We start from the raw sequence: 19,538 nt of genomic DNA, 5'->3' as shown, positions 1-19,538 counted from the left end.
GTTCAGAACGGATGGCCGTAGATGTAATCCTTCATGTGGCGGTTCTCCGTGACCGTTTCGTCCAGAAGCTTCCAGATAACGTCGCGGATGGAAAGCAATCCCACCACTTTCTCCTCGTCCATCACCGGGATATGCCTGACATGGTTGTCCGACATTTTCTGCATGATATCAGATATCCTGTCGTTCTTTGCCGCCAGTACCAGCTGGCCGCGCGGTATCATGATGTCCTTTACTTTCAGGTGCGGCTTCAATCCGAACTCGTCGAAAGCTTTCCGGATGATATCCCTTTCCGAAACGATGCCCTCAAGGCGGCCGGAATCGTCAAGGACCATAAGGACCCCGATATTCTTTTCGCCCAAGGACCTTACGCATTCCAGGATGGTGGCGTCGTCATGGGTGAAGTAGATCTCATTGCCTTTTTCTCTTAGAAGGATATCCAGTGTCATACTGTCCTCCTTTTTTTGTGGGTAGGTTGGCCCGGGACAACACATATAGTATAGCTCTTATATATCGTTAATTTCAACATAAAAAAATAACGATATTGTCCGTGCTGAAATAGATTGTTTAAAAGCCCGCGTATTTGTGATAAAATCCACAGCATGTCCAAGAGGCCTATAAAAACCATTCTTGTGTTCCTTCTGGTATGCTCTTTCGTTTGCTGCCGTCATGCGCGGGCGGAGGCCGCCGAGATAGCGTTCGCCGGGAAGGTCCCCGGGGAAGCGGTATGTTATGAGACCGTAAAAGTCCGGTTCATCCTGCCTTACATAAAAGGCAATCCTGACGATATAGCGGATATGGACGCGTACGCGGTGATAATAGGGCCGGACAGGGAGACGATCTCCATGCCCGCCTATTCCGTGTATAACGATAAGAACAAGAATATGTCGGTATGGGAGGTAAGGTTCACGCCTACCAGATCCGGGGAATACAAATACTATGTGAAGGTAAGGTCCAGTGCCGTTTCCGGGAATACGCCCGCGCATGACCTTTTAGTGGGGCCGGGATCCGGTGACGGGTTCTTAAGAAGGGCCTCCGGGAACGATCATTACCTTGTGTTCGATTCCGGCCGGCCGTTCTTTGGTATCGGGCACAACGTGGCGTGGGTGAACAAAGGCAGTACGAAACTTTTTGAAAGATACTTCACGGAACTCGAGAATAACGGATGTAATATGGCCAGGGTGTGGATGTGCAACTGGTCTTTCCCCCTGGAATGGGGGGATCTGGGACGGTATGACAAAGAGGCCGCGGAAGCGCTGGACAGACTTCTGGACCTGGCCGCTCAGAAGGGGATATACCTTATCCTATGTCTCGATACGTATGGCAGCCTTATGAGCGGGGAAGGCGGTTGGGATGAGGACAAGTGGGGGGCCAATCCCTACAATGTGTGCCGGGGAGGCCCCTGCAGGACCCCGGAAGATTTTTTCAAGGATCCAGATGCCATACGTTTTTACAAGAACAAGCTCAGGTACATAGTCGCGAGATACGGTCATTCACCGAATATACTCGCGTTCGAATTATGGAACGAGTACAACGCCCCGGTCGAATGGCTTGAGGAGATGACGGTATACCTGAGATCGATAAACCCTCACAGGCAGCTCATAACGACCAGTCTCGGGTATCCTCACAGGCCCGGTAAAAAAGCCGCGGGGAAGGTCTGGGACCTGAAGAGGATGGATATAGTGTCGGAACACCTGTATTCCAATGACGCGGGACCTGATTACAGCCGTGTAATGATAAACGAGGGCAGGACCGGGCTGTCCGGGTATTCGAAACCTTTCATTTTCGCGGAATTCGGCATGGACGCGTCCAGGGACGACAAGTTCATCGACCCCGACGGTAAGGGGACGGCGCTCCATAACAGTATATGGGCTTCACTGGTATCCGGAGCCATGGGTACGGCCATGAACTGGTGGTGGGACAGCTATATAAGGCCTAAAAAACTCTATCACCATTATAAGGGGCTTTCACTTATCCTGTCGGGACTGGATTGGAACGGTCCCTTCAAATATATCGTAACATCCGGGGTAATGAGACCCTATGAGGTGGCGCGCAACACTTCTCCCCGGGACGTTGAGATATCCACGCGGAATGAATGGGGGGAAATAGGTCCCAACAGGTTCTTTGTCTCGCGTGACGGGTCATTGTCGGGGACAGGCAACCCTAATAAATACCTGCATGGCACTGATAAGATGTCCATAAAAAAGGACATGATATTCGACTATGACGGTTCCCGACCCGGGAAAGCGGTCATAAATATAGGAAAGGTGAGCCAGGACGCGGAACTCGTGGTCCTGATCGACGGCAAAGAAGTGCTGAAAAAAAGGTTACCGACAGGCCCGGGAGAGGGCCCGTGGAAAAAAAGCCGATACAAAGAGGAATGGGACCTTTACCAATGCGAATATGATATGGATATCGACGTGCCTTTGCCTCGCGGCAGGCATACGTTGACCTTGAGCAACAAGGGCGGGGACTGGGTAAGCATTGAGAAAGTGACGTTCAAGGGATATGTCGACAGTATTTACGAGAACGCTATGTGTGCAGGCATACAGGTTGGCGGGAAGATGCTCTTCTGGGTGAAGAACAACGCCGTGTCGATGCCCACTGACACGGTGGGCAGGATAGAAGGCGCTTTCTTCGATGTGATGGACCTGACAGGTAGGTATGACTATAACGTGGAGTGGTACGATACGGTATCAGGTAAGGCTGTTTCGTCCTGTGTGGCCACCCCTTATAGGGGAAAATTGAGGCTGGAAGTGCCTCCCTTTGACACGGATATAGCTTGTATAGTGTCCCCGAAAGAGGTGGAATAAGGCCCGTCACGGGGCCGCCTGATATCCGGGCAATTGCTGAAAAAGAACTTGACAAAAACCGTTTTTTGGGTAAAATAATACTTGCACGAAGTAGTGCGTGTCATAAGAAGCAAAGAGGCATCCTTAGGAAGCCTCTTTTTTTTTGCCGTACGAGGGAAGTACGGCCCAAGGTAAGGATAAAGACGTCCTTTCGGCCAAGTTGGGATATTACCGGCCGTAAAGGGCGTTTTTTTATACGCGCGGTCGTTAATTATGTTGAATTAAAAAATATAATTGTTAAAATGTTAGTGGTATGGAACACAAAAGGGGGATGACCATGAAAGACAATAGGATCAGTGTTGAGACAGTGGCTGATTATTACGGTGAAGAGGTTTTCGGTACGAAGACCATGCGTAATTACCTTTCGGAAAAAGCGTACAGATCACTGCTGTCGACGATAAAAGAAGGTACGTCCATAGATCCAAGCATCGCCAATGAGGTGGCCGACGCAATGAAGACCTGGGCCGTTTCGAAGGGCGCGACGCATTTTACGCACTGGTTCCAGCCTCTTACGGGTTCTACCGCCGAAAAGCATGATTCTTTTATACAGCCGGATGATGAAGGCGGGGTCATAATGCAGTTTTCCGGCAATGAGCTCATAAAGGGGGAACCGGACGCGTCGAGTTTTCCGTCCGGCGGTCTCAGGGCGACTTTCGAGGCCCGTGGATATACCGCATGGGACCCGACCAGCCCGGCATTCATAAAACGCGGTGAGAATAGCGCCACGCTTTGTATCCCGACGGCGTTCTGTTCTTATCACGGCGAGGCCCTGGATAAGAAAACACCGCTTCTCAGGTCGGTAGCCGCGCTTTCGAAGCAGGTATGCCGCCTCGCGGGCCTTTTCGGGATAGACACGAAAAATAAAAGGGCTTATGCTACGCTTGGCCCTGAACAGGAATATTTCCTTGTAGACCAGTCTTTCTACGAAGCGCGGCTGGACCTTATCCAGACCGGCAGGACGCTTTTTGGCAAGGCTCCGGCAAAACATCAGCAGATGGAGGACCATTATTTCGGGGCGATAAGGACGCGTGTGATAGAGTTCATGGAAGACCTCGATAGGGAGCTTTGGACGCTTGGCATCCCCAGCAAGACCAGGCATAACGAGGTTTGTCCCGCCCAGTTCGAGATAGCTCCGGTCTTCGAGGAACAGAACCTTTCCGTGGACCATAACATGATAATAATGGAGGTACTGCGGAAGATAGCCGAGAAACACGGGCTCGTGTGTCTTATGCATGAAAAGCCCTTTGCCGGCGTGAACGGGTCGGGTAAGCATAACAACTGGTCGGTCGTGGGTCCGGACGGTAAGAACTGGCTCTCTCCGGGGAACAATCCGCATGAGAACGCCAAGTTCCTTACGATGATATGCGCGCTTATGATGGCCATAGACACCAATGCCGATCTCTTGAGGGCGAGCGTCGCTACGGCGGGTAATGATCACAGGCTCGGCGCTAACGAGGCGCCTCCCGCGATACTTTCTATCTTTCTCGGGGAACAGCTCACGGATATAATCGAGCAGATAGAAAAAGGCGGGGCCAAGACCTCGAAAGAAGGCGGCACCCTGGAGATAGGAGTGACGTCACTTCCGCCTCTTCCAAGGGATGTCACCGACAGGAACAGGACAAGCCCGTTCGCTTTCACGGGCAATAAGTTCGAGTTCCGCGCTGTGGGGTCCAACCAGAGCTGTTCCGGTTCGAACATAGTGCTCAACACTATAGTGGCGGACGCGCTGGACGAGATATGCACGCGGCTGGAGAAGAACGTAAGATCCAAGAAGGACTTTAACGAGGCTCTCCAGAAGATAATCAAGGATATAGTCAAAAAGCACAAGAGGATACTTTTCAACGGTGACAACTACACGGAAAAATGGCACAAAGAAGCCGAGAAAAGAGGGTTGCCGAACCTTAAGAAAACGCCCGAGGCCCTTGAGAGCATGGCGTCGGAAAAGGCCATGAAACTGTTCGAGAAACACAAGGTGCTGTCCCGGACCGAGCTCAGGTCCAGGAACGAGATATACAAGGAACAATACGAAAAGACAATAGCCATAGAGGCCAGTGTGGCTCTGGACATGGCTAAGACGCTTATAATACCGGCCGCGCTGGAATACCAGGGCGACCTTGCGGGGACCATCATGGACACCAAGGCCCTTAAGATAAAGGTCGACTCTTCAGAGGCCCTGCTCAGGGAGATATGCGGCTATATCGAAGAGACGATGAAAGGGGTCAAAGTCCTGGAAAAGGCCATACAGAGCCATTCTCCGGAGAAGATGTTAAAGGCCATGGAAACGTTGCGCGGATCGGTGGACGAGCTGGAAAGTGTAATACCGGAAGATATATGGCCGCTTCCGTCCTATACCGAGATGCTCTTTTTAATGTAGGCATGAGTTCGGGCCTGGTGCCGTCAGGCGCCAGGCCCGGTAAATATAACAGGGGACGGTCGAATATGAACAAATCTCCCGAAAAAGAATATCTGGCGACCTTGAACAGGATAAGCAAGGCTATCACGTCCGACCTTTATCTGGAGGATATACTCCGCTTGATAGTCAACCTCACGGCGAATGTGATGGGCGCCAAGATATGCGCGTTATGGCTTCTGGATGAGGAAAAAGGGGAGCTCCGGATAAGAGCCACGCAGGCCATGAGCCAGGAATACCTGAAGGAACGCGCTATAAGGGTAGGCGAGGGTATAGTCGGGCTTGTGGCCAGGGACAAAGAACCTGTGGCGATATCGGATATACTGAATGACAAGAGGTATAAACAGAAGGCGCTGGCCAAGAAAGAAGGTTTTGTCTCGATGCTCAGCGTTCCCATGATGGTGAAAGACAAGGTCATAGGCGTGATAAACGTCTATACCGTTGATATGTATGAGTTCACGAAGGACGATATACATCTTTTAAGCACCGTGGCCAACCAGGCGGCCGTGGCAATAGAGAACACGGAGCTGATGGTGAAAAGCAAGATCATACAGGAAGAGCTAGAGACGAGGAAAAAGGTCGAGAAGGCAAAAGGCATATTGATGAAGGAACAGAGTATTTCCGAGGAAGAGGCATATACCATGCTGCGAAAATCCAGCATGAACAAACGCGTCTCCATGAAGGAGATAGCCGAGGCCGTGATATTGTCCCAGGAAATACGTAAGTGGTGATACGGTACGTCCCCCCGACAGGGCCGTCGGGTATCCGCTAAGAGGCGGTAACGGTTTAATGCTCCATGCGGGAGATAGACAAAGGCTCTGAAGCCCTTTTTGAGCGGTGACGCTCGGAAAGGGCTTTTTTCTTAAGGGGGTGTGATATGAAGTATGAAGAAATGGTGACCAGGCTGAAACCGAGGCTGAAGGCTATATCACACAAGGTGTGTACGAGGTATACATATTGTGATTCGGATGATTTCCTGCAGGAAGCGCTTCTGCATTTGTGGCTTATGCATGGCAATGGCAGTCTTGAGGATAAAACGGAAAGTTATATCCTGCAGGGATGCTATTTCTTCCTTAAGAACTACATACGCAAGATATGTAAGTCTGTCGACGCGAATTCCGTAAGTCTTTTCGCGCTCGTAGAAGATGGCGAATATACACTGGGGGATACGCTGGTGTCTGACGCGTATATAAAGGATACCGCCTCCGTAGAGATCTTTCTCCTGCTTGACGAAGTGGACCGTAATTTCACCGAGAGGGAGAAAGACGTGTTCTATTACCAGATGGAAGGGTATACAACGCGTGAAATAGGGGAAAAGATCGGCATATCGCACGTGATGGTCGTTAAGACCAGGAGCAGGATAAAGGAAAAATGCGAAAAGCTCCGCGATGAGCTTGAATGGTAATAGAACCTGGTTACCAAGCGCGCGCGCGGTCTACTTGTACTAGTGTAAGCACATTGATGTGATAAAATATACGAAGATGTTCATTCGATGTTGAAAAAGAGCTCAACGGAGAGGGATGTCTTTTTTTTTGTCTGACGCAGGCGTCTTTAGGCCCATGGTGGGGTTTGAAGACGCTTTTTTTGTTGGGGTGGATGTGAACGGGAGTATAATGAAAAAGGAAAAGGGGGAAGATATGTTCAAGAAAAGAAGCACGCGTGTTATCGCAGGTATTTGTTGTCTGGCCTTCGCTTTGGCCACGACCGCCGTAGCCGTCGATCTTAACGGCGAATGGCTTGGGGAAAGACCGGAGTGGGCGCCGGATGTGTCCTTGTCCACAACGTTCCTGACAAAGTACATATGGAGGGGACAGAACCTGGGGGACGAGCCCGTGATGCAGTTCGACGGGTCGTTGTCCAAATGGGGGCTTACCTTTGACATATGGGGTAACTACAGCACTAACCACGATAAGACCATGGACGGCGGGAGATATCAGGAGATAACGGAGTTGGATTATACCGTCGACTATACGTTCAACGTGGGCGAAATGGCCGAGAAGTTCGAGATGGGTAGCCTTGGCTTTGCCGATCCCCTCAGCGTTTCGATGGGATATACTTATTACACTTTCCCGAACGTGGATAGCGGGAACAAATATTTCTCGTCACATGAGATGTATCTGGGGGTCGCGTACGATACTTTACTGCAGCCGTCGTTCACATGGTACTGGGATATCGGCCATGGAAAAGGTTCAGGCGGGAGCGGTGGCAGTGGTTCGTATTTCCTGTTCGGCCTGGGGCATACGTTCGAGTTCGAGAATGATATTACCGCGGACCTGGGCCTTACGTTCGCGTATAATGACCAGCAGTGGACCGACAAATCAGGTTGGAGCGACATGAATATATCGGGCGGCGTCAATATCCCGGTATTCAAGTATTTCACGATAACGCCGACAGTATCATATTCCGTTATACTTGACAGGAAGACCTATAATGATGCTCAGAGCAACGAGTTCTACGGCGGCGTTACTATAGGGTTCGCGTATTGAAATATGCTAGGTTAAACAAGGGGGATGGACATGAAGATCATTAAGAGGATACTAAAAATGCTGCCGCTCGCCTTTATTGGCGTAGCCGCGTCCGCATGGGCCGAGGATGCCGCTACGCCGGCTTCCAACGCGGTAGCGATAAATACGGTCTGGACGCTCCTGGCGGCTTTTCTCGTATTTTTCATGCAGGCCGGGTTCGCGATGGTCGAGACCGGGTTCACCAGGGCAAAGAACGCCTGTAACATCATGATGAAGAACCTTATGGATTTCGCCGTAGGATCGCTGGCTTATTGGGCGGTAGGGTTCGGCATAATGTTCGGTACTACGGTGCTCGGGTTGTTCGGGAAGGACGGGTTCTTCCTGGCCGCGGGAGATCCCTCTACAGGGGAAGGGCTTTGGCAATTCGCTTTCTGGATATTCCAGGCTGTCTTCGCGGCCACTGCCGCGACCATAGTTTCAGGCGCTATGGCGGAACGCACTAAGTTCAGTTCATATATGGCGTACAGCGTGTTCATCACAGCCCTTATATACCCTGTCGTGGGACACTGGATATGGGGTGGCGGATGGCTTGCCGCTAAAGGTATGATAGATTTTGCCGGTTCTACTGTAGTGCATTCCACCGGTGGATGGGCGGCTCTGGCGGGCGCGATACTGTTGGGACCAAGGCTGGGTAAGTATAACAGGGACGGCAGCTCTAACGCCATACCCGGACATAATATCCCACTCGCGGCACTCGGGGTGTTCATATTGTGGTTCGGATGGTTCGGGTTCAATCCCGGAAGCACCACGGCCGGGACCAACCTTTCGATAGCTGTGATAGCCGTTACTACTAATCTTGCCGCGGCCGCGGGAGCGGTAGCTGCCATGGTGGTGGTATGGTTCCAATTCGGCAAGCCGGATGTCAGTATGACGCTTAACGGGGCCCTGGCGGGCCTGGTCGCCGTGACCGCGCCTTGCGCGAATATCTCCCCGCTTAGCGCTATCATCATAGGGGCGATAGGCGGTATCCTGGTCGTATTCAGCGTGGAGTTCATTGATAAGGTACTGAGGATAGATGATCCTGTCGGCGCCATATCCGTTCATGGCGTGTGCGGGGCATGGGGGACGCTTTCCGTGGGCCTTTTCGCCGAGAAAGCCTACGGCGGGGTCGACGGGCTATTCCACGGCGGAGGGTTCGGGCAGCTTATAGCACAGGCTACCGGGGTCCTAAGCGTGTTCGCGTGGGTATTCGGGACAGCGTTCCTTCTCTTCTACGTCATTAAGGCCACTATGGGCCTCCGGGCGTCGGATGAGGAACAGCTCAAGGGGCTTGATATTTGCGAACATGGTATGGAATCCTATTCGGGGTTCCAGGTGTTTTCCAACGAGTAGATGTTGAAAACCGGTCCCGCGCCCGGGTATAGGGCCGGGACCCTTTTACAGGGGGTACGGTGATGAAGCTCATAATAGCGATGATACAACCGCATAAACTGCCGGACGTTAAAAAAGCGCTTTTTGAGGCGGATGTGCACAAGATGACGGTCACGAATGCTCTTGGTTGCGGTCAGCAGAAAGGTTATACGGAAACGTACAGGGGTGTGATACACGACGTGAACCTGCTGAAAAAAGTAAGGCTGGAAATAGCCGTTAACGAGGATTTTGTCGAACCTACGGTAAACGCGATAATCAAAGGCGCGCGTACCGGTAAAATAGGCGACGGAAAGATATTCGTGACGGACCTTGGCCAGTGTATAAGGATCAGGACCGGAGAGACCGGAGGCAAGGCGATAGGCTGAATTCCCGGAAGGGGGGAGGACGCCCCCTTTTATGCCTGAAAAGTTACCAGAACCGTCCCCGGTTTTACTTGTACGGTTAAGGGTACGCGGTAGTGCCCGGAGCAGTACAAGTAATTGGTAACGACGAAGGCGTCATAAGCCCTTTTATGGGTTATGGCGCCTTTCGTTTTTTACGGACATGGTAGGACTTGCAACTGTTTAAGGAGGAGAAATGTTGAGGGGACGGTTCAAGAGAGGGTTAGTGTTATTATTGTCAGCCGCCGCGGTGGTCGTTATCCCGACCGGTATCGCGGCAGCGGAAGCGGCGGAAGGGTACGCGTCGGTATCGGGTATCGATACGCTGTGGGTACTTCTCGCCGCTTTCATGGTGTTCATAATGCAGGCGGGATTCGGTATGCTTGAGGCCGGGCTTATCCGGACCAAGAACACGTGTAACGTGCTTATGAACAATTTCCTGGATTTCTGTATGGCTTCAACGGCGTTCTTCGTTTTCGGGTACGCTATAATGTTCGGCCACGGCAACGGGTTCATGGGCTGGACAGGATGGATGCTCGTGGGCGCCACACATCAGGGGACCATACCGCTGGAGGCGGCATGGCTTTTTCACGCGGTATTTTGCGGAGCGGCCGCTACCATTGTGGCCGGGGGAATAGCGGAGAGGATGAAATTCAAGGCGTATCTCGTCTATTCGTTCCTGATATCGGCGGTGGTATATCCGTTCGTTGGCCACTGGATCTGGGGCGGAGGATGGCTTGCCCAGATGGGATTCAGCGATTTCGCCGGGTCCACCGTGGTCCACGCTGTAGGAGGTACGGCGGCGCTTGTCGGCACCATGATAGTGGGGCCGAGGATAGGTAAGTATAACAGGGACGGTTCGGCCAATGCTATAGAAGGCCATTCAATGCCGCTTGCTTCGCTAGGGGCCCTTATACTGTGGTTCGCCTGGTTCGGGTTCAATCCCGGGTCCACTCTTTCGGTCGGGGACGGTAGCCTGATGGCCAAGGTCGCGGTCAATACTAACCTTTCCGCTGTCAGCGGCGCGCTTGTCGCGATGTTCTTCGCATGGAAAAAATGCGGCAAGCCGGACCTTACCATGACCATGAACGGCGCGCTTGCCGGACTTGTGGCCATAACGGCTCCCTGCGCTTATGTTATACCGGCCGAAGCACTGGCGATAGGGGCGGTAGCCGGGATCCTTGTGGTCATGGCCACGCTTTTACTGGATAAGATACATATAGACGACCCGGTCGGGGCTGTGCCGGTACACATGGTCAACGGCACCTGGGGGACCCTGGCCCTTGGTCTTTTCGGGCATAAGTCCCTTGGCCTGGCTCGCGACGGTCTTTTCCATGGCGGAGGGTTCGCGCAGCTTGGGGTCCAGGCTTTAGGCGTATTCACTGTCATAGCTTTCGTTGCTGTAGCGATGACCATAATATTCAAAACACTTGACATAGTGGTAGGCCTAAGGGTATCAAGGGAAGAAGAGCTCAAAGGTCTGGATATCAGCGAACACGGCATGGAAGCCTATGCCGGGTTCCAGGTATTCACGGCCCAATAACAGAAGAAAGGGGCGATAGCCATGAAACTTATAATCGCGATGATACAGCCGCATAAGCTGCCGGACGTTAAAAAGACGCTTTTTGAGGCGGAAGTGCATAAGATGACGGTCACGAACGCTCTTGGTTGCGGCCAGCAGAAAGGATATACGGAAACGTACAGGGGCGTGATACACGATGTGAACCTGCTTAAGAAAGTAAGGCTGGAAATAGCCGTTAACGAGGATTTCGTCGAACCTACGATAAAGGCCATAATCAAGGGCGCGCGCACGGGTAACATAGGTGACGGCAAGATATTCGTGCTGGACCTTGGCCAGTGCATAAGGATAAGGACGGGGGAAACAGGTAGTGAGGCGATCGGTTAACATGTAATGGATGGGACCGTGGCCATCGATAAGGTCCATAGATCGATGGCCACGGCTTTATGTCCAGGCAGGCGTGGTATGGTGCTCATAATAAAACACATAGAGATAGAAGGACCCGGGATCATAGGTGAAGTGCTTGACGGTAAAGATTGCCGTATCAGGACAGTTGAGCTTTCCCGCGGGGAAGCGCTTCCCCGCGGACTTGGGGGCGTCAGGGCCGTTATATCCCTGGGGGGGCCGATGAACGTGTATGAGGAAAAGAAGTACCCGTTCCTGGCCGAAGAGGATAAGCTCATAAAAGAAGCGCTTGCGAAAGAGGTTCCATTCCTTGGCATATGCCTGGGGGCGCAGTTATTGGCGAAAGCGGCCGGTGCGAAGGTAAAAAAAGCCAGGGACAAGGAGATCGGGTTCTATACGGTAGAGCTTACGCTTGAAGCTTCGATCGATCCAGTCATGAAAGGGCTTCCGGGAATACTGGACGTTTTCCAGTGGCATGAGGATACTTTTGACCTGCCGGTCGGGAGCGTGCTCCTGGCCAGCGGAGAGACCAGCCGTAACCAGGCGTTCCGGCTGGGAAAGAACGCTTACGGGTTCCAGTTCCATCTTGAGGTGGATGGGGAAATGGTTAAGAACTGGATAAATGAGTATATCGCGGACCCGGGGCCGGAAAGGTCCAGGCACGGCGCCCGGATAATGGAAGAGCACTCTCTTAAAGGGGTAAGACTTCTTGGTAACGGGAAGAGAATAAGCTCGAATTTCGCCGCGCTTGCCGGGCTTTAAGATCCTCCCCACGGTACATATCCACATACAAATAACGCATTATATGCATATATTTTGGCCTATTTTAGACTTGACAGGCATGTCGGATAGTGATAATATAACTTACGTGAGGCAAAGGAGCCCCTGGAAACTACGCAGTTTCTAGGGGCTTTTTTTGTCTATGTACGCTGTTTTTTCCAAAGAAGGAAACCTGGCAAGGATGCCGTGTTGGGCGCGCAAGAACGAAGTTTGCCGCTTACGAGTTGGATGTCCGATCATTATCATCGGACCTGTGATAACTCTAACAGGCCGGAGGGCAGGAGTTTCTTATGAAGGATAACAGCGAGAACAAGCTGGATATGATGTTCCTGCAGTATCGCCAAGGAAAGGTCTACAAGACCGTCATTGATCACACTGAAAAAGAACTCATAGAAAAAGCGCTGAAAAGGTCTTTCGGGAACCAGTCAATAGCGGCAAAATTGCTTGGTATCAACAGGAATACCTTGAGGGCGAAGATCGGCAAGCTGAAAATAGATGCTGCCATGTACAAGATATGATGACCGTTACGGAAGGTAATTAAATGGGGCAAAGTCGTTTTCCGGAAAAACAGGGGCTCTACGACCCGGCTTTTGAGCATGACAGCTGCGGGGTCGGGTTCGTTTGCGATATAAAAGGCCGTAAGAGCCATGACATAATCGAGAAGGCGATCAAGGTGCTTGAGCATATGAGCCACAGGGGGGCCGTGGGCGCGGACCCGGCCACGGGGGACGGCGCGGGTATCCTCATGCAGATACCACATGAATACTATAAAAAAGAGTGTGCCGCGTTCAATATAGATCTGCCGGGACCCGGGAAATACGGCACGGGGATAGTGTTCCTACCGACGAAGGGGGAAGAACTTTCGTCATGCACAGAGATCTTTGACAGGGTTATAGAGGAAGAGGGCCAGGAGCTTCTCGGTTGGCGGGATATGCCGGTGGACGATTCCGCGATAGGTAAAGGTGCCCGGGCGACCCAGCCCAGGATAAGACAGGTGTTCATCGCAAGCAAGACCGGCAAGGAAGACCCTCTCGCTTTTGAAAGAAAACTTTACATCATACGAAAAAGGGTGGAGAACGAAGTAAGGGCTTCCACCATTGAACAGAAAAGCTATTTTTATATAACTAACATTTCCGCCCGTACGGTAAGTTACAAAGGGCTTTTGATGCCGGAGCAGGTGAGGAATTTCTACCCTGAATTAAGCGACGAAGATGTTAAAAGTTCTCTTGCGCTTGTGCACTCCAGGTACAGTACAAATACCTTCCCGACATGGGACCTCGCCCAGCCGTTCAGATTCCTCGCGCATAACGGGGAGATAAATACCTTAAGGGGGAACATAAACTGGATGAAGGCAAGGGAAGGCCTGCTTGAGAGCGCTCTCTTCGGCGATGACATAAAGAAATTGAAACCGGTAATAGTGCCTGGCGGCAGTGATTCGGCGACCCTGGATAATGTGCTGGAGCTGCTGGCGCTTTCAGGAAGGTCTCTTCCCCATGCGATGATGATGCTGGTACCCGGGGCCTGGGAAAGGGACGACAGGATAGACCCGGAACTTCGCGATTTCTACAGGTTCAACGCGTGCATTATGGAGCCCTGGGACGGTCCGGCGGCGTTAGCGGTCACGGACGGTACCAGGATAGGCGCCGTACTCGACAGGAACGGCCTGAGACCGGCGAGGTATATAGTGACCAGGGACGACATGGTGGTAATGGCGTCCGAAATGGGGGTCCTGGATATCGATCCGGCGACCATAGCATGTTCGGGCCGGTTGGAGCCTGGTAAGGTATTCCTTATTGATACCGAACTGGGCCGTATCATACAGGATAAAGAGGTGAAGAACGGGATATCCCGCGGCAAGCCATATGGGGAATGGCTTCGCGGTAACATTCTCGAGCTTGCCGATGTCAGGAGGCCGCAGGACGCGGCGTCGGACCCTTCAATGGATATGGACGCGCTTACTTACCTTAAGGCTTTCGGGTATACGAGAGAGGATATGAAAGAGATAATACTCCCCATGGCGGAAGAAGGGAAGGAACCTGTAGGCGCCATGGGTAACGACGCGCCGCACGCGGTGCTTTCGCGTATTCCCCAGAGCATATTCAACTATTTCAAGCAACTTTTTGCCCAAGTCACGAATCCCCCGATAGATCCTATTCGCGAGGAACTTGTGATGAGCATGACGAGCTATCTTGGCTCCCAGAAGAACCTGCTCGAGGAAACGCCGGAACATTGCCATAAATTGATCCTGGACCGGCCTGTGTTGACCGACGATGAGATGGCGAAGTTACGGCATATAAACGAGTCAGGGTTCAAGACCCGGGTCATCTCGACACTTTTCGACGTGAGAAATGCCGGGGACGGTTTTGAGAAGGCCATAGATAGGATCTGTGCTGAGGCGGTCCGCGCTGTCGAGGACGGGTACAGTTTCATGATCCTCAGTGATCGCGGGATATCGAAAGAAAAAGCCGCTGTCCCATGTCTTATCGCGATGGGCGCGGTACACCACTATCTTGTGGCGAAAAAGATGAGAACGAGGATAAGTACCATAGTGGAAAGCGCGGAGCCGCGCGAGGTACATCATTTCGCGCTGCTTTTCGGGTACGGCGCGGGCAGCGTCAACCCTTATCTGGCGTATAAGGCCATCGACAAACTTATCGGAGAGGGCCTGCTGGGCGTGGAAAGGCAGCAGGCGATCGAGAATTATCGCGACGCCGTAGAGAAGGGGATACTGAAAATACTCTCCAAAATGGGGATATCCACGATCAAAAGTTACAGGGGAGCGCAGATATTCGAGGCGCTGGGGATCGGGGAAGAGGTCATGGATAAGTGTTTTTGCGGGACACCTTCGAGGATAGGAGGGGTGGGATTCCGTGATATCGAAAAGGAGACCCTGCGAATGCATTCCGAGGCGTATCCTGATAACGAGAACCTCAAGACGCCTTACCTGTCTACCGGTGGGTTCTATCAATGGAAAAAGGACGGGGAGTTCCACCTCTGGCGGCCGGAAAGTATAGCCGCCCTGCAGGACGCGGTAAGGACCGGGGATCGTGGCAAGTACAGGGAATTCGCGCAGCTTATCAACGACCAGTCGGGACAACCCGTTACGCTGAGGGGCGTATTCAAGTTCAAGGACACGCAAAAACCCATATCCATCGATAAGGTGGAACCGGTTCCGGATATCCTAAAGAGGTTCGCCACAGGCGCCATGAGTTTTGGTTCCATATCCAAAGGCGCGCATGAATCTCTCGCTATAGCTATGAACAGGCTGGGCGGGCGGTCCAATACCGGCGAGGGAGGCGAGGATCCGGCGAGGTTCCAGCCGCTGCCGAACGGGGATTCCATGAGGAGTGCCATAAAACAGGTGGCTTCGGGCAGGTTCGGTGTTTCCACCAATTACCTGGTCAATGCCGATGAGCTGCAGATAAAGATAGCCCAGGGGGCGAAGCCTGGCGAGGGAGGGCAGCTTCCAGGGCATAAGGTCAGCGCGATCATAGCTAGGACCAGATATACGACCCCGGGAGTGACATTGATATCACCTCCTCCGCATCATGACATATATTCCATAGAAGACCTGGCGCAGCTCATATTCGACCTGAAGAACGTCAACCCCCGGGCAAGGATAAGCGTGAAACTGGTATCTGAGGTCGGAGTGGGAACGATAGCGGCCGGGGTGGCGAAAGGCCACGCGGATATGATACTCATATCCGGAGGGGACGGCGGTACGGGAGCCTCCCCGCGAAGCTCTATACGCCACGCCGGGCTGCCGTGGGAACTGGGGCTTTCAGAGACCCACCAGACGCTGGTCCTGAACGATCTCAGGAGCAGGGTCAGGTTGCAGACAGACGGACAGATACGCACCGGCAGGGATGTGGCCGTGGCCGCGCTCCTGGGTGCTGAAGAATACGGGTTCTGCACCGCGGCGCTCATAACGCTGGGGTGTGTCATGCTCAGGCATTGCAACCTCAACAACTGTTCTCTGGGCGTGGCGACCCAGGATGAGCTCTTACAGAGGCGTTTCCAGGGTAAGCCCGAATATGTGGAGAATTACATGGTGTTCGTGGTAGAGGAACTGAGGGAGATAATGGCGCGTTTGGGTATGAGCACGGTCGATGAGATGATCGGTCGTACGGACCTTCTGGAGGTCAACAGGGCCATATTGCCGGAAAAATCCGGGGGGATAGATCTTTCGAGGATACTTTATCAGCCCAAGGCGCCCGGGGATACGGGTACATATCGCGTGATAGAGCAGGACCATAAAATTAACGAAGTGCTTGACCGCAGGTTGATCGAGATGGCGAAAGAAGCGGTGGCCAAGGCGGAGCCGGTCAGGATAGAGATGCCCATAAGGAACGTGAACAGGACCACCGGGGCCATGCTCAGCGGGAATATATGTTCTGTGTATGGGGAAAGAGGACTTCCGGAAGATACCGTACATGTCAAATTCAACGGAGTGGCCGGGCAGAGTTTTGGGGCGTTCCTCGCAAAAGGTGTGACGTTCGAGCTGGAAGGACTGGCCAACGATTATGTTGGTAAAGGCATGTCCGGAGGTAAGGTCATCATATACCCGGACAGGAGGACGACCTATCCCGCGAAAGAGAACATATTGATAGGCAACACGACATTTTACGGCGCGGTGTCCGGCGAGGCCTACATCAGTGGATTGGCCGGTGAACGTTTCTGTATAAGGAATTCCGGACTGTACGCCGTCGTCGAGGGTGTGGGGGACCACGGTTGCGAGTATATGACCGGCGGGAGAGTGGTCATACTGGGACGCACCGGAAGGAACTTCGCCGCGGGTATGTCGGGTGGCATCGCCTATGTTCATGACGTGTCCGGCGATATCAGTACGCGATGTAATATGGAGATGGTGACCATAGAGGAGCTTGACGATAAGGACCGCGTACTTGTGCGCGACCTTGTGAGGAACCACTTAAAATATACCGGAAGCGATATCGCGAAGACCATTCTGGACGATCTTCCCACGCATATAGCGAAATTCGCCAAAATAATGCCGGTCGAATATAAAAAGGTCCTTGAAGCAAGTAAGGGCGAGGGGGCCCTGGGACTTCTGGAGGTGTCGGATGGGTGATCCAAAAGGTTTCATGAAGGTCAAGAGGCAGGCATCGGGATATCGCCCGGTCTGCGAGCGCGTCGCTGATTACGGGAAAGTGAGCCTGGAAAGAGAAGATCCTGAGTCCGAGCGGCAGGCCTCAAGGTGCATGGACTGCGGTGTGCCGTTCTGTCACTGGGGATGTCCCGTGGGTAATTATATCCCCGAATGGAACGACCTCTTGTTCAGGGGCCAATGGGAAAAAGCGTTCGAGCTTCTTGATGCCTCGAACAATCTTCCAGAAATGACCGGACGGGTCTGTCCGGCCCTCTGTGAGTACGCATGTGTGCTTGGCGTGAATGATGACGCCGTCACCATCAGGGAAAATGAGCATGATATCATAGAACACGCGTTCCGCGAGAGGATCATAAAACCCAGGCCGCCGAAGATAAGAACGGGCAAGAAGGTGGCTGTTATAGGCTCAGGTCCCGCGGGTCTTTCCTGTGCCGCGCAACTCAATAAAGCGGGACATGAAGTAACGGTGTTCGAGAAGGATGACCGTGTGGGGGGGCTGCTGCGCTACGGGATACCGGATTTCAAGCTGGAAAAGAGCATAGTGGACAGGCGAGTTAAACTCATGTCGGATGAAGGCGTAAAGTTCATGACAGGAGTATGCGTCGGTAAGGATAAACCCGCGCGCGATCTTTTAAAGAAGTTTGACGCGGTATGTCTTGCCGGAGGATCGCGGGTCCCAAGGGACATCAAAATAGATGGGCGTGAACTCTCGGGTATATGTTTCGCCATGGACTATCTTTCACAGGCGAACCGGAGGGTACAGGGTGACAGGATGCCCTCAGGGGAGGCCATGGACGCCAAAGGGAAAAAAGTGGTGGTAATAGGCGGCGGGGATACGGGATCCGATTGTGTGGGCACGGCCCACAGGCAGGGCGCGGCATGTGTGGTGCAGATAGAACTTATGCCCAGACCGCCGGAATGTCGTACGGATGAATATCCATGGCCCCGCTATCCGTTGATATTAAAGACATCCACCAGCCATGAGGAAGGTGGCCAGCGTCAGTGGTCTGTCCTTACTAAGAGGTTCACCGGCTCCGGTGGGGTTGTTAACGGGCTTGATTGCGTTAACGTTGAGTTCGAAAAGTCCCAGGCGGGCTCCTGCCCGATGATGAAAGAGGTCCCGGAAAGCGGATTTCACGTGGACGCGGACCTTGTGCTCATAGCCGCCGGGTTCCTCCATCCCGAACCTGAAGGCCTGTTGTCCGAACTGGGTGTTGAGCTTGATAAAAGAGGTAACGTCAGGACGGACGACACGTACAAGACTTCGGTCGACAAGGTCTTCGCCGCCGGCGACATGCGAAGAGGTCAGTCGCTTGTCGTGTGGGCAATACAGGAAGGGCGTAAGGCCGCACGTTCTGTAGATGAATACCTCATGGGTGCCAGTGGACTTCCATCTGCCTGATACCGGCTCATCATATAGCATGTGAGTCTCCTGATCGGGGTCCGTTGACGGAAAAAATTTTTTTGTTATAAAAATAATTGCCGTTAACGCCGATATCCCGTACAATACTATATCAAATAATATGTACCGTTCGATCTTTACCTTTCCTTTCAAAAGGGGGACAAATGAGATATCTTTTTTCCGGTATGATCATATGTTCGTTGGTATTATCGGGATGCGCTTCGTACGCGAAGAGATCCCACGTGGAAGACCTGGAACAGAGGATATCCGCTCTTGAGGGCGGGTCCGAGGGGCAGTCGGGACAGATAAGGCACTCAAGCGGCGCGGTGACCATGGTCGCGGACTCTTCCGCTTACGGCGGGTCTTCCGGTAGCGTGTCAACCTCCGCGAAATACGAGAAGATCGACAAAAGCCTGCAGAGGGCCCTGAAGGACATGGGCTATTACAAAAGCGATATAGACGGGGAACTGGGGCCCGGAACCAGGAAGGCCATCATGGATTTCCAGCGGGACCATGGCCTTAAGGTGGACGGGAAAGCGGGGCCGAAGACACGGGCGGCGCTTTTCAAAAGAACGGACCTGTCCGCGCGGGATGTACAGACCATACTCAAGAACGCCGGTTATTATGACGGCGCCATAGACGGTAAACTGGGGCCCAAAAGCATTGAGGCGATAAAGGCTTTCCAGAAGAACAAGGGTTTGAAGGTGGATGGCAAGGTCGGGGCGGAGACGAAAAAGGCCCTTTTAGGGATCTAGGCGCGACGGCGTATGAC

Annotated in this window: 15 protein-coding genes; 14 read left to right on the top strand and 1 reads right to left on the bottom strand. The window is 52.8% G+C overall.

Translation table 11 applies throughout. From position 1 onward, the window contains the following. Positions 1 to 2: 2 nt before the first annotated feature. Entirely contained in the window at positions 3 to 446 is a 444-nt protein-coding gene (locus PHH49_01980; GenBank protein ID MDD5487715.1) for a CBS domain-containing protein, read from the bottom strand. Between the two features lie 153 nt (positions 447 to 599). On the opposite strand from PHH49_01980, the gene PHH49_01975 reads away from it, so the two are divergent. The 14 genes from PHH49_01975 to PHH49_01910 all read left to right on the top strand — a co-directional run bounded on the left by PHH49_01975 (position 600) and on the right by PHH49_01910 (position 19,521). Further along, positions 600 to 2,810 (top strand): cellulase family glycosylhydrolase, encoded by a 2,211-nt coding sequence (locus PHH49_01975; GenBank protein ID MDD5487714.1) that lies wholly within the window; start codon positions 600 to 602, stop codon positions 2,808 to 2,810. A gap of 310 nt (positions 2,811 to 3,120) precedes the next feature. Beyond that, entirely contained in the window at positions 3,121 to 5,223 is a 2,103-nt protein-coding gene (locus PHH49_01970; protein ID MDD5487713.1) for a glutamine synthetase III, read from the top strand. Between the two features lie 65 nt (positions 5,224 to 5,288). Then, the gene (locus PHH49_01965; protein ID MDD5487712.1) at positions 5,289 to 5,990 is read left to right on the top strand and encodes a GAF domain-containing protein; all 702 of its coding nucleotides are present in this window, start codon (positions 5,289 to 5,291) and stop codon (positions 5,988 to 5,990) included. 146 nt (positions 5,991 to 6,136) lie between these two features. Then, positions 6,137 to 6,664 carry a sigma-70 family RNA polymerase sigma factor gene (locus PHH49_01960; GenBank protein MDD5487711.1) on the top strand — a complete coding sequence of 176 codons (528 nt, stop codon included), beginning with the start codon at positions 6,137 to 6,139 and terminating at the stop codon, positions 6,662 to 6,664. Between the two features lie 154 nt (positions 6,665 to 6,818). After that, entirely contained in the window at positions 6,819 to 7,745 is a 927-nt protein-coding gene (locus PHH49_01955; protein MDD5487710.1) for a hypothetical protein, read from the top strand. A 24-nt stretch (positions 7,746 to 7,769) separates the two neighbouring features. Beyond that, positions 7,770 to 9,116, top strand: a complete 1,347-nt coding sequence (locus PHH49_01950; GenBank protein MDD5487709.1) for an ammonium transporter — start codon at positions 7,770 to 7,772, stop codon at positions 9,114 to 9,116. A gap of 62 nt (positions 9,117 to 9,178) precedes the next feature. Then, a complete protein-coding gene (locus tag PHH49_01945) occupies positions 9,179 to 9,520 on the top strand; it encodes a P-II family nitrogen regulator (protein MDD5487708.1) in 342 nt (113 codons plus the stop codon). A gap of 211 nt (positions 9,521 to 9,731) precedes the next feature. After that, positions 9,732 to 11,078 carry an ammonium transporter gene (locus PHH49_01940; GenBank protein MDD5487707.1) on the top strand — a complete coding sequence of 449 codons (1,347 nt, stop codon included), beginning with the start codon at positions 9,732 to 9,734 and terminating at the stop codon, positions 11,076 to 11,078. 21 nt (positions 11,079 to 11,099) lie between these two features. Then, positions 11,100 to 11,441: a P-II family nitrogen regulator gene (locus PHH49_01935; protein ID MDD5487706.1), complete on the top strand. Its 342-nt coding sequence runs from the start codon at positions 11,100 to 11,102 to the stop codon at positions 11,439 to 11,441. A gap of 6 nt (positions 11,442 to 11,447) precedes the next feature. After that, positions 11,448 to 12,221, top strand: a complete 774-nt coding sequence (locus PHH49_01930) for a type 1 glutamine amidotransferase (GenBank protein MDD5487705.1) — start codon at positions 11,448 to 11,450, stop codon at positions 12,219 to 12,221. 308 nt (positions 12,222 to 12,529) lie between these two features. After that, positions 12,530 to 12,757 carry a helix-turn-helix domain-containing protein gene (locus PHH49_01925; GenBank protein ID MDD5487704.1) on the top strand — a complete coding sequence of 76 codons (228 nt, stop codon included), beginning with the start codon at positions 12,530 to 12,532 and terminating at the stop codon, positions 12,755 to 12,757. 23 nt (positions 12,758 to 12,780) lie between these two features. Beyond that, positions 12,781 to 17,328 (top strand): glutamate synthase large subunit, encoded by a 4,548-nt coding sequence (gltB, locus tag PHH49_01920; protein ID MDD5487703.1) that lies wholly within the window; start codon positions 12,781 to 12,783, stop codon positions 17,326 to 17,328. After that, the gene (locus PHH49_01915; GenBank protein MDD5487702.1) at positions 17,321 to 18,766 is read left to right on the top strand and encodes a glutamate synthase subunit beta; all 1,446 of its coding nucleotides are present in this window, start codon (positions 17,321 to 17,323) and stop codon (positions 18,764 to 18,766) included. The genes gltB and PHH49_01915 overlap by 8 nt, the downstream gene beginning before the upstream one ends. 164 nt (positions 18,767 to 18,930) lie before the next feature. Beyond that, positions 18,931 to 19,521, top strand: coding sequence for a peptidoglycan-binding protein (locus PHH49_01910; GenBank protein MDD5487701.1), 591 nt, complete (start codon positions 18,931 to 18,933; stop codon positions 19,519 to 19,521). The last annotated feature ends 17 nt before the right edge of the window (positions 19,522 to 19,538 follow it).

This window comes from Candidatus Omnitrophota bacterium, from assembly GCA_028715965.1.
In the GTDB taxonomy this organism is placed as follows: domain Bacteria; phylum Omnitrophota; class Gorgyraeia; order Tantalellales; family Tantalellaceae; genus JAQUQS01.
The sequence above is the reverse complement of the archived record's forward strand: the minus strand, read 5'-3'. Positions and strand labels throughout refer to the sequence as shown.

Excerpts from the sequence above, each read along its gene's own strand:
- PHH49_01975 (MDD5487714.1), top strand. The coding sequence starts at position 600 with ATGTCCAAGAGGCCTATAAAAACCATTCTTGTGTTCCTTCTGGTATGC.
- PHH49_01955 (MDD5487710.1), top strand. The coding sequence starts at position 6,819 with ATGGTGGGGTTTGAAGACGCTTTTTTTGTTGGGGTGGATGTGAACGGG.
- PHH49_01925 (MDD5487704.1), top strand. The coding sequence starts at position 12,530 with ATGAAGGATAACAGCGAGAACAAGCTGGATATGATGTTCCTGCAGTAT.
- PHH49_01935 (MDD5487706.1), top strand. The coding sequence starts at position 11,100 with ATGAAACTTATAATCGCGATGATACAGCCGCATAAGCTGCCGGACGTT.
- gltB (MDD5487703.1), top strand. The coding sequence starts at position 12,781 with ATGGGGCAAAGTCGTTTTCCGGAAAAACAGGGGCTCTACGACCCGGCT.
- PHH49_01970 (MDD5487713.1), top strand. The coding sequence starts at position 3,121 with ATGACCATGAAAGACAATAGGATCAGTGTTGAGACAGTGGCTGATTAT.
- PHH49_01910 (MDD5487701.1), top strand. The coding sequence starts at position 18,931 with ATGAGATATCTTTTTTCCGGTATGATCATATGTTCGTTGGTATTATCG.
- PHH49_01950 (MDD5487709.1), top strand. The coding sequence starts at position 7,770 with ATGGACATGAAGATCATTAAGAGGATACTAAAAATGCTGCCGCTCGCC.
- PHH49_01945 (MDD5487708.1), top strand. The coding sequence starts at position 9,179 with ATGAAGCTCATAATAGCGATGATACAACCGCATAAACTGCCGGACGTT.
- PHH49_01960 (MDD5487711.1), top strand. The coding sequence starts at position 6,137 with ATGAAGTATGAAGAAATGGTGACCAGGCTGAAACCGAGGCTGAAGGCT.
- PHH49_01940 (MDD5487707.1), top strand. The coding sequence starts at position 9,732 with ATGTTGAGGGGACGGTTCAAGAGAGGGTTAGTGTTATTATTGTCAGCC.
- PHH49_01915 (MDD5487702.1), top strand. The coding sequence starts at position 17,321 with ATGGGTGATCCAAAAGGTTTCATGAAGGTCAAGAGGCAGGCATCGGGA.
- PHH49_01930 (MDD5487705.1), top strand. The coding sequence starts at position 11,448 with ATGGATGGGACCGTGGCCATCGATAAGGTCCATAGATCGATGGCCACG.
- PHH49_01965 (MDD5487712.1), top strand. The coding sequence starts at position 5,289 with ATGAACAAATCTCCCGAAAAAGAATATCTGGCGACCTTGAACAGGATA.
- PHH49_01980 (MDD5487715.1), bottom strand. The coding sequence starts at position 446 with ATGACACTGGATATCCTTCTAAGAGAAAAAGGCAATGAGATCTACTTC.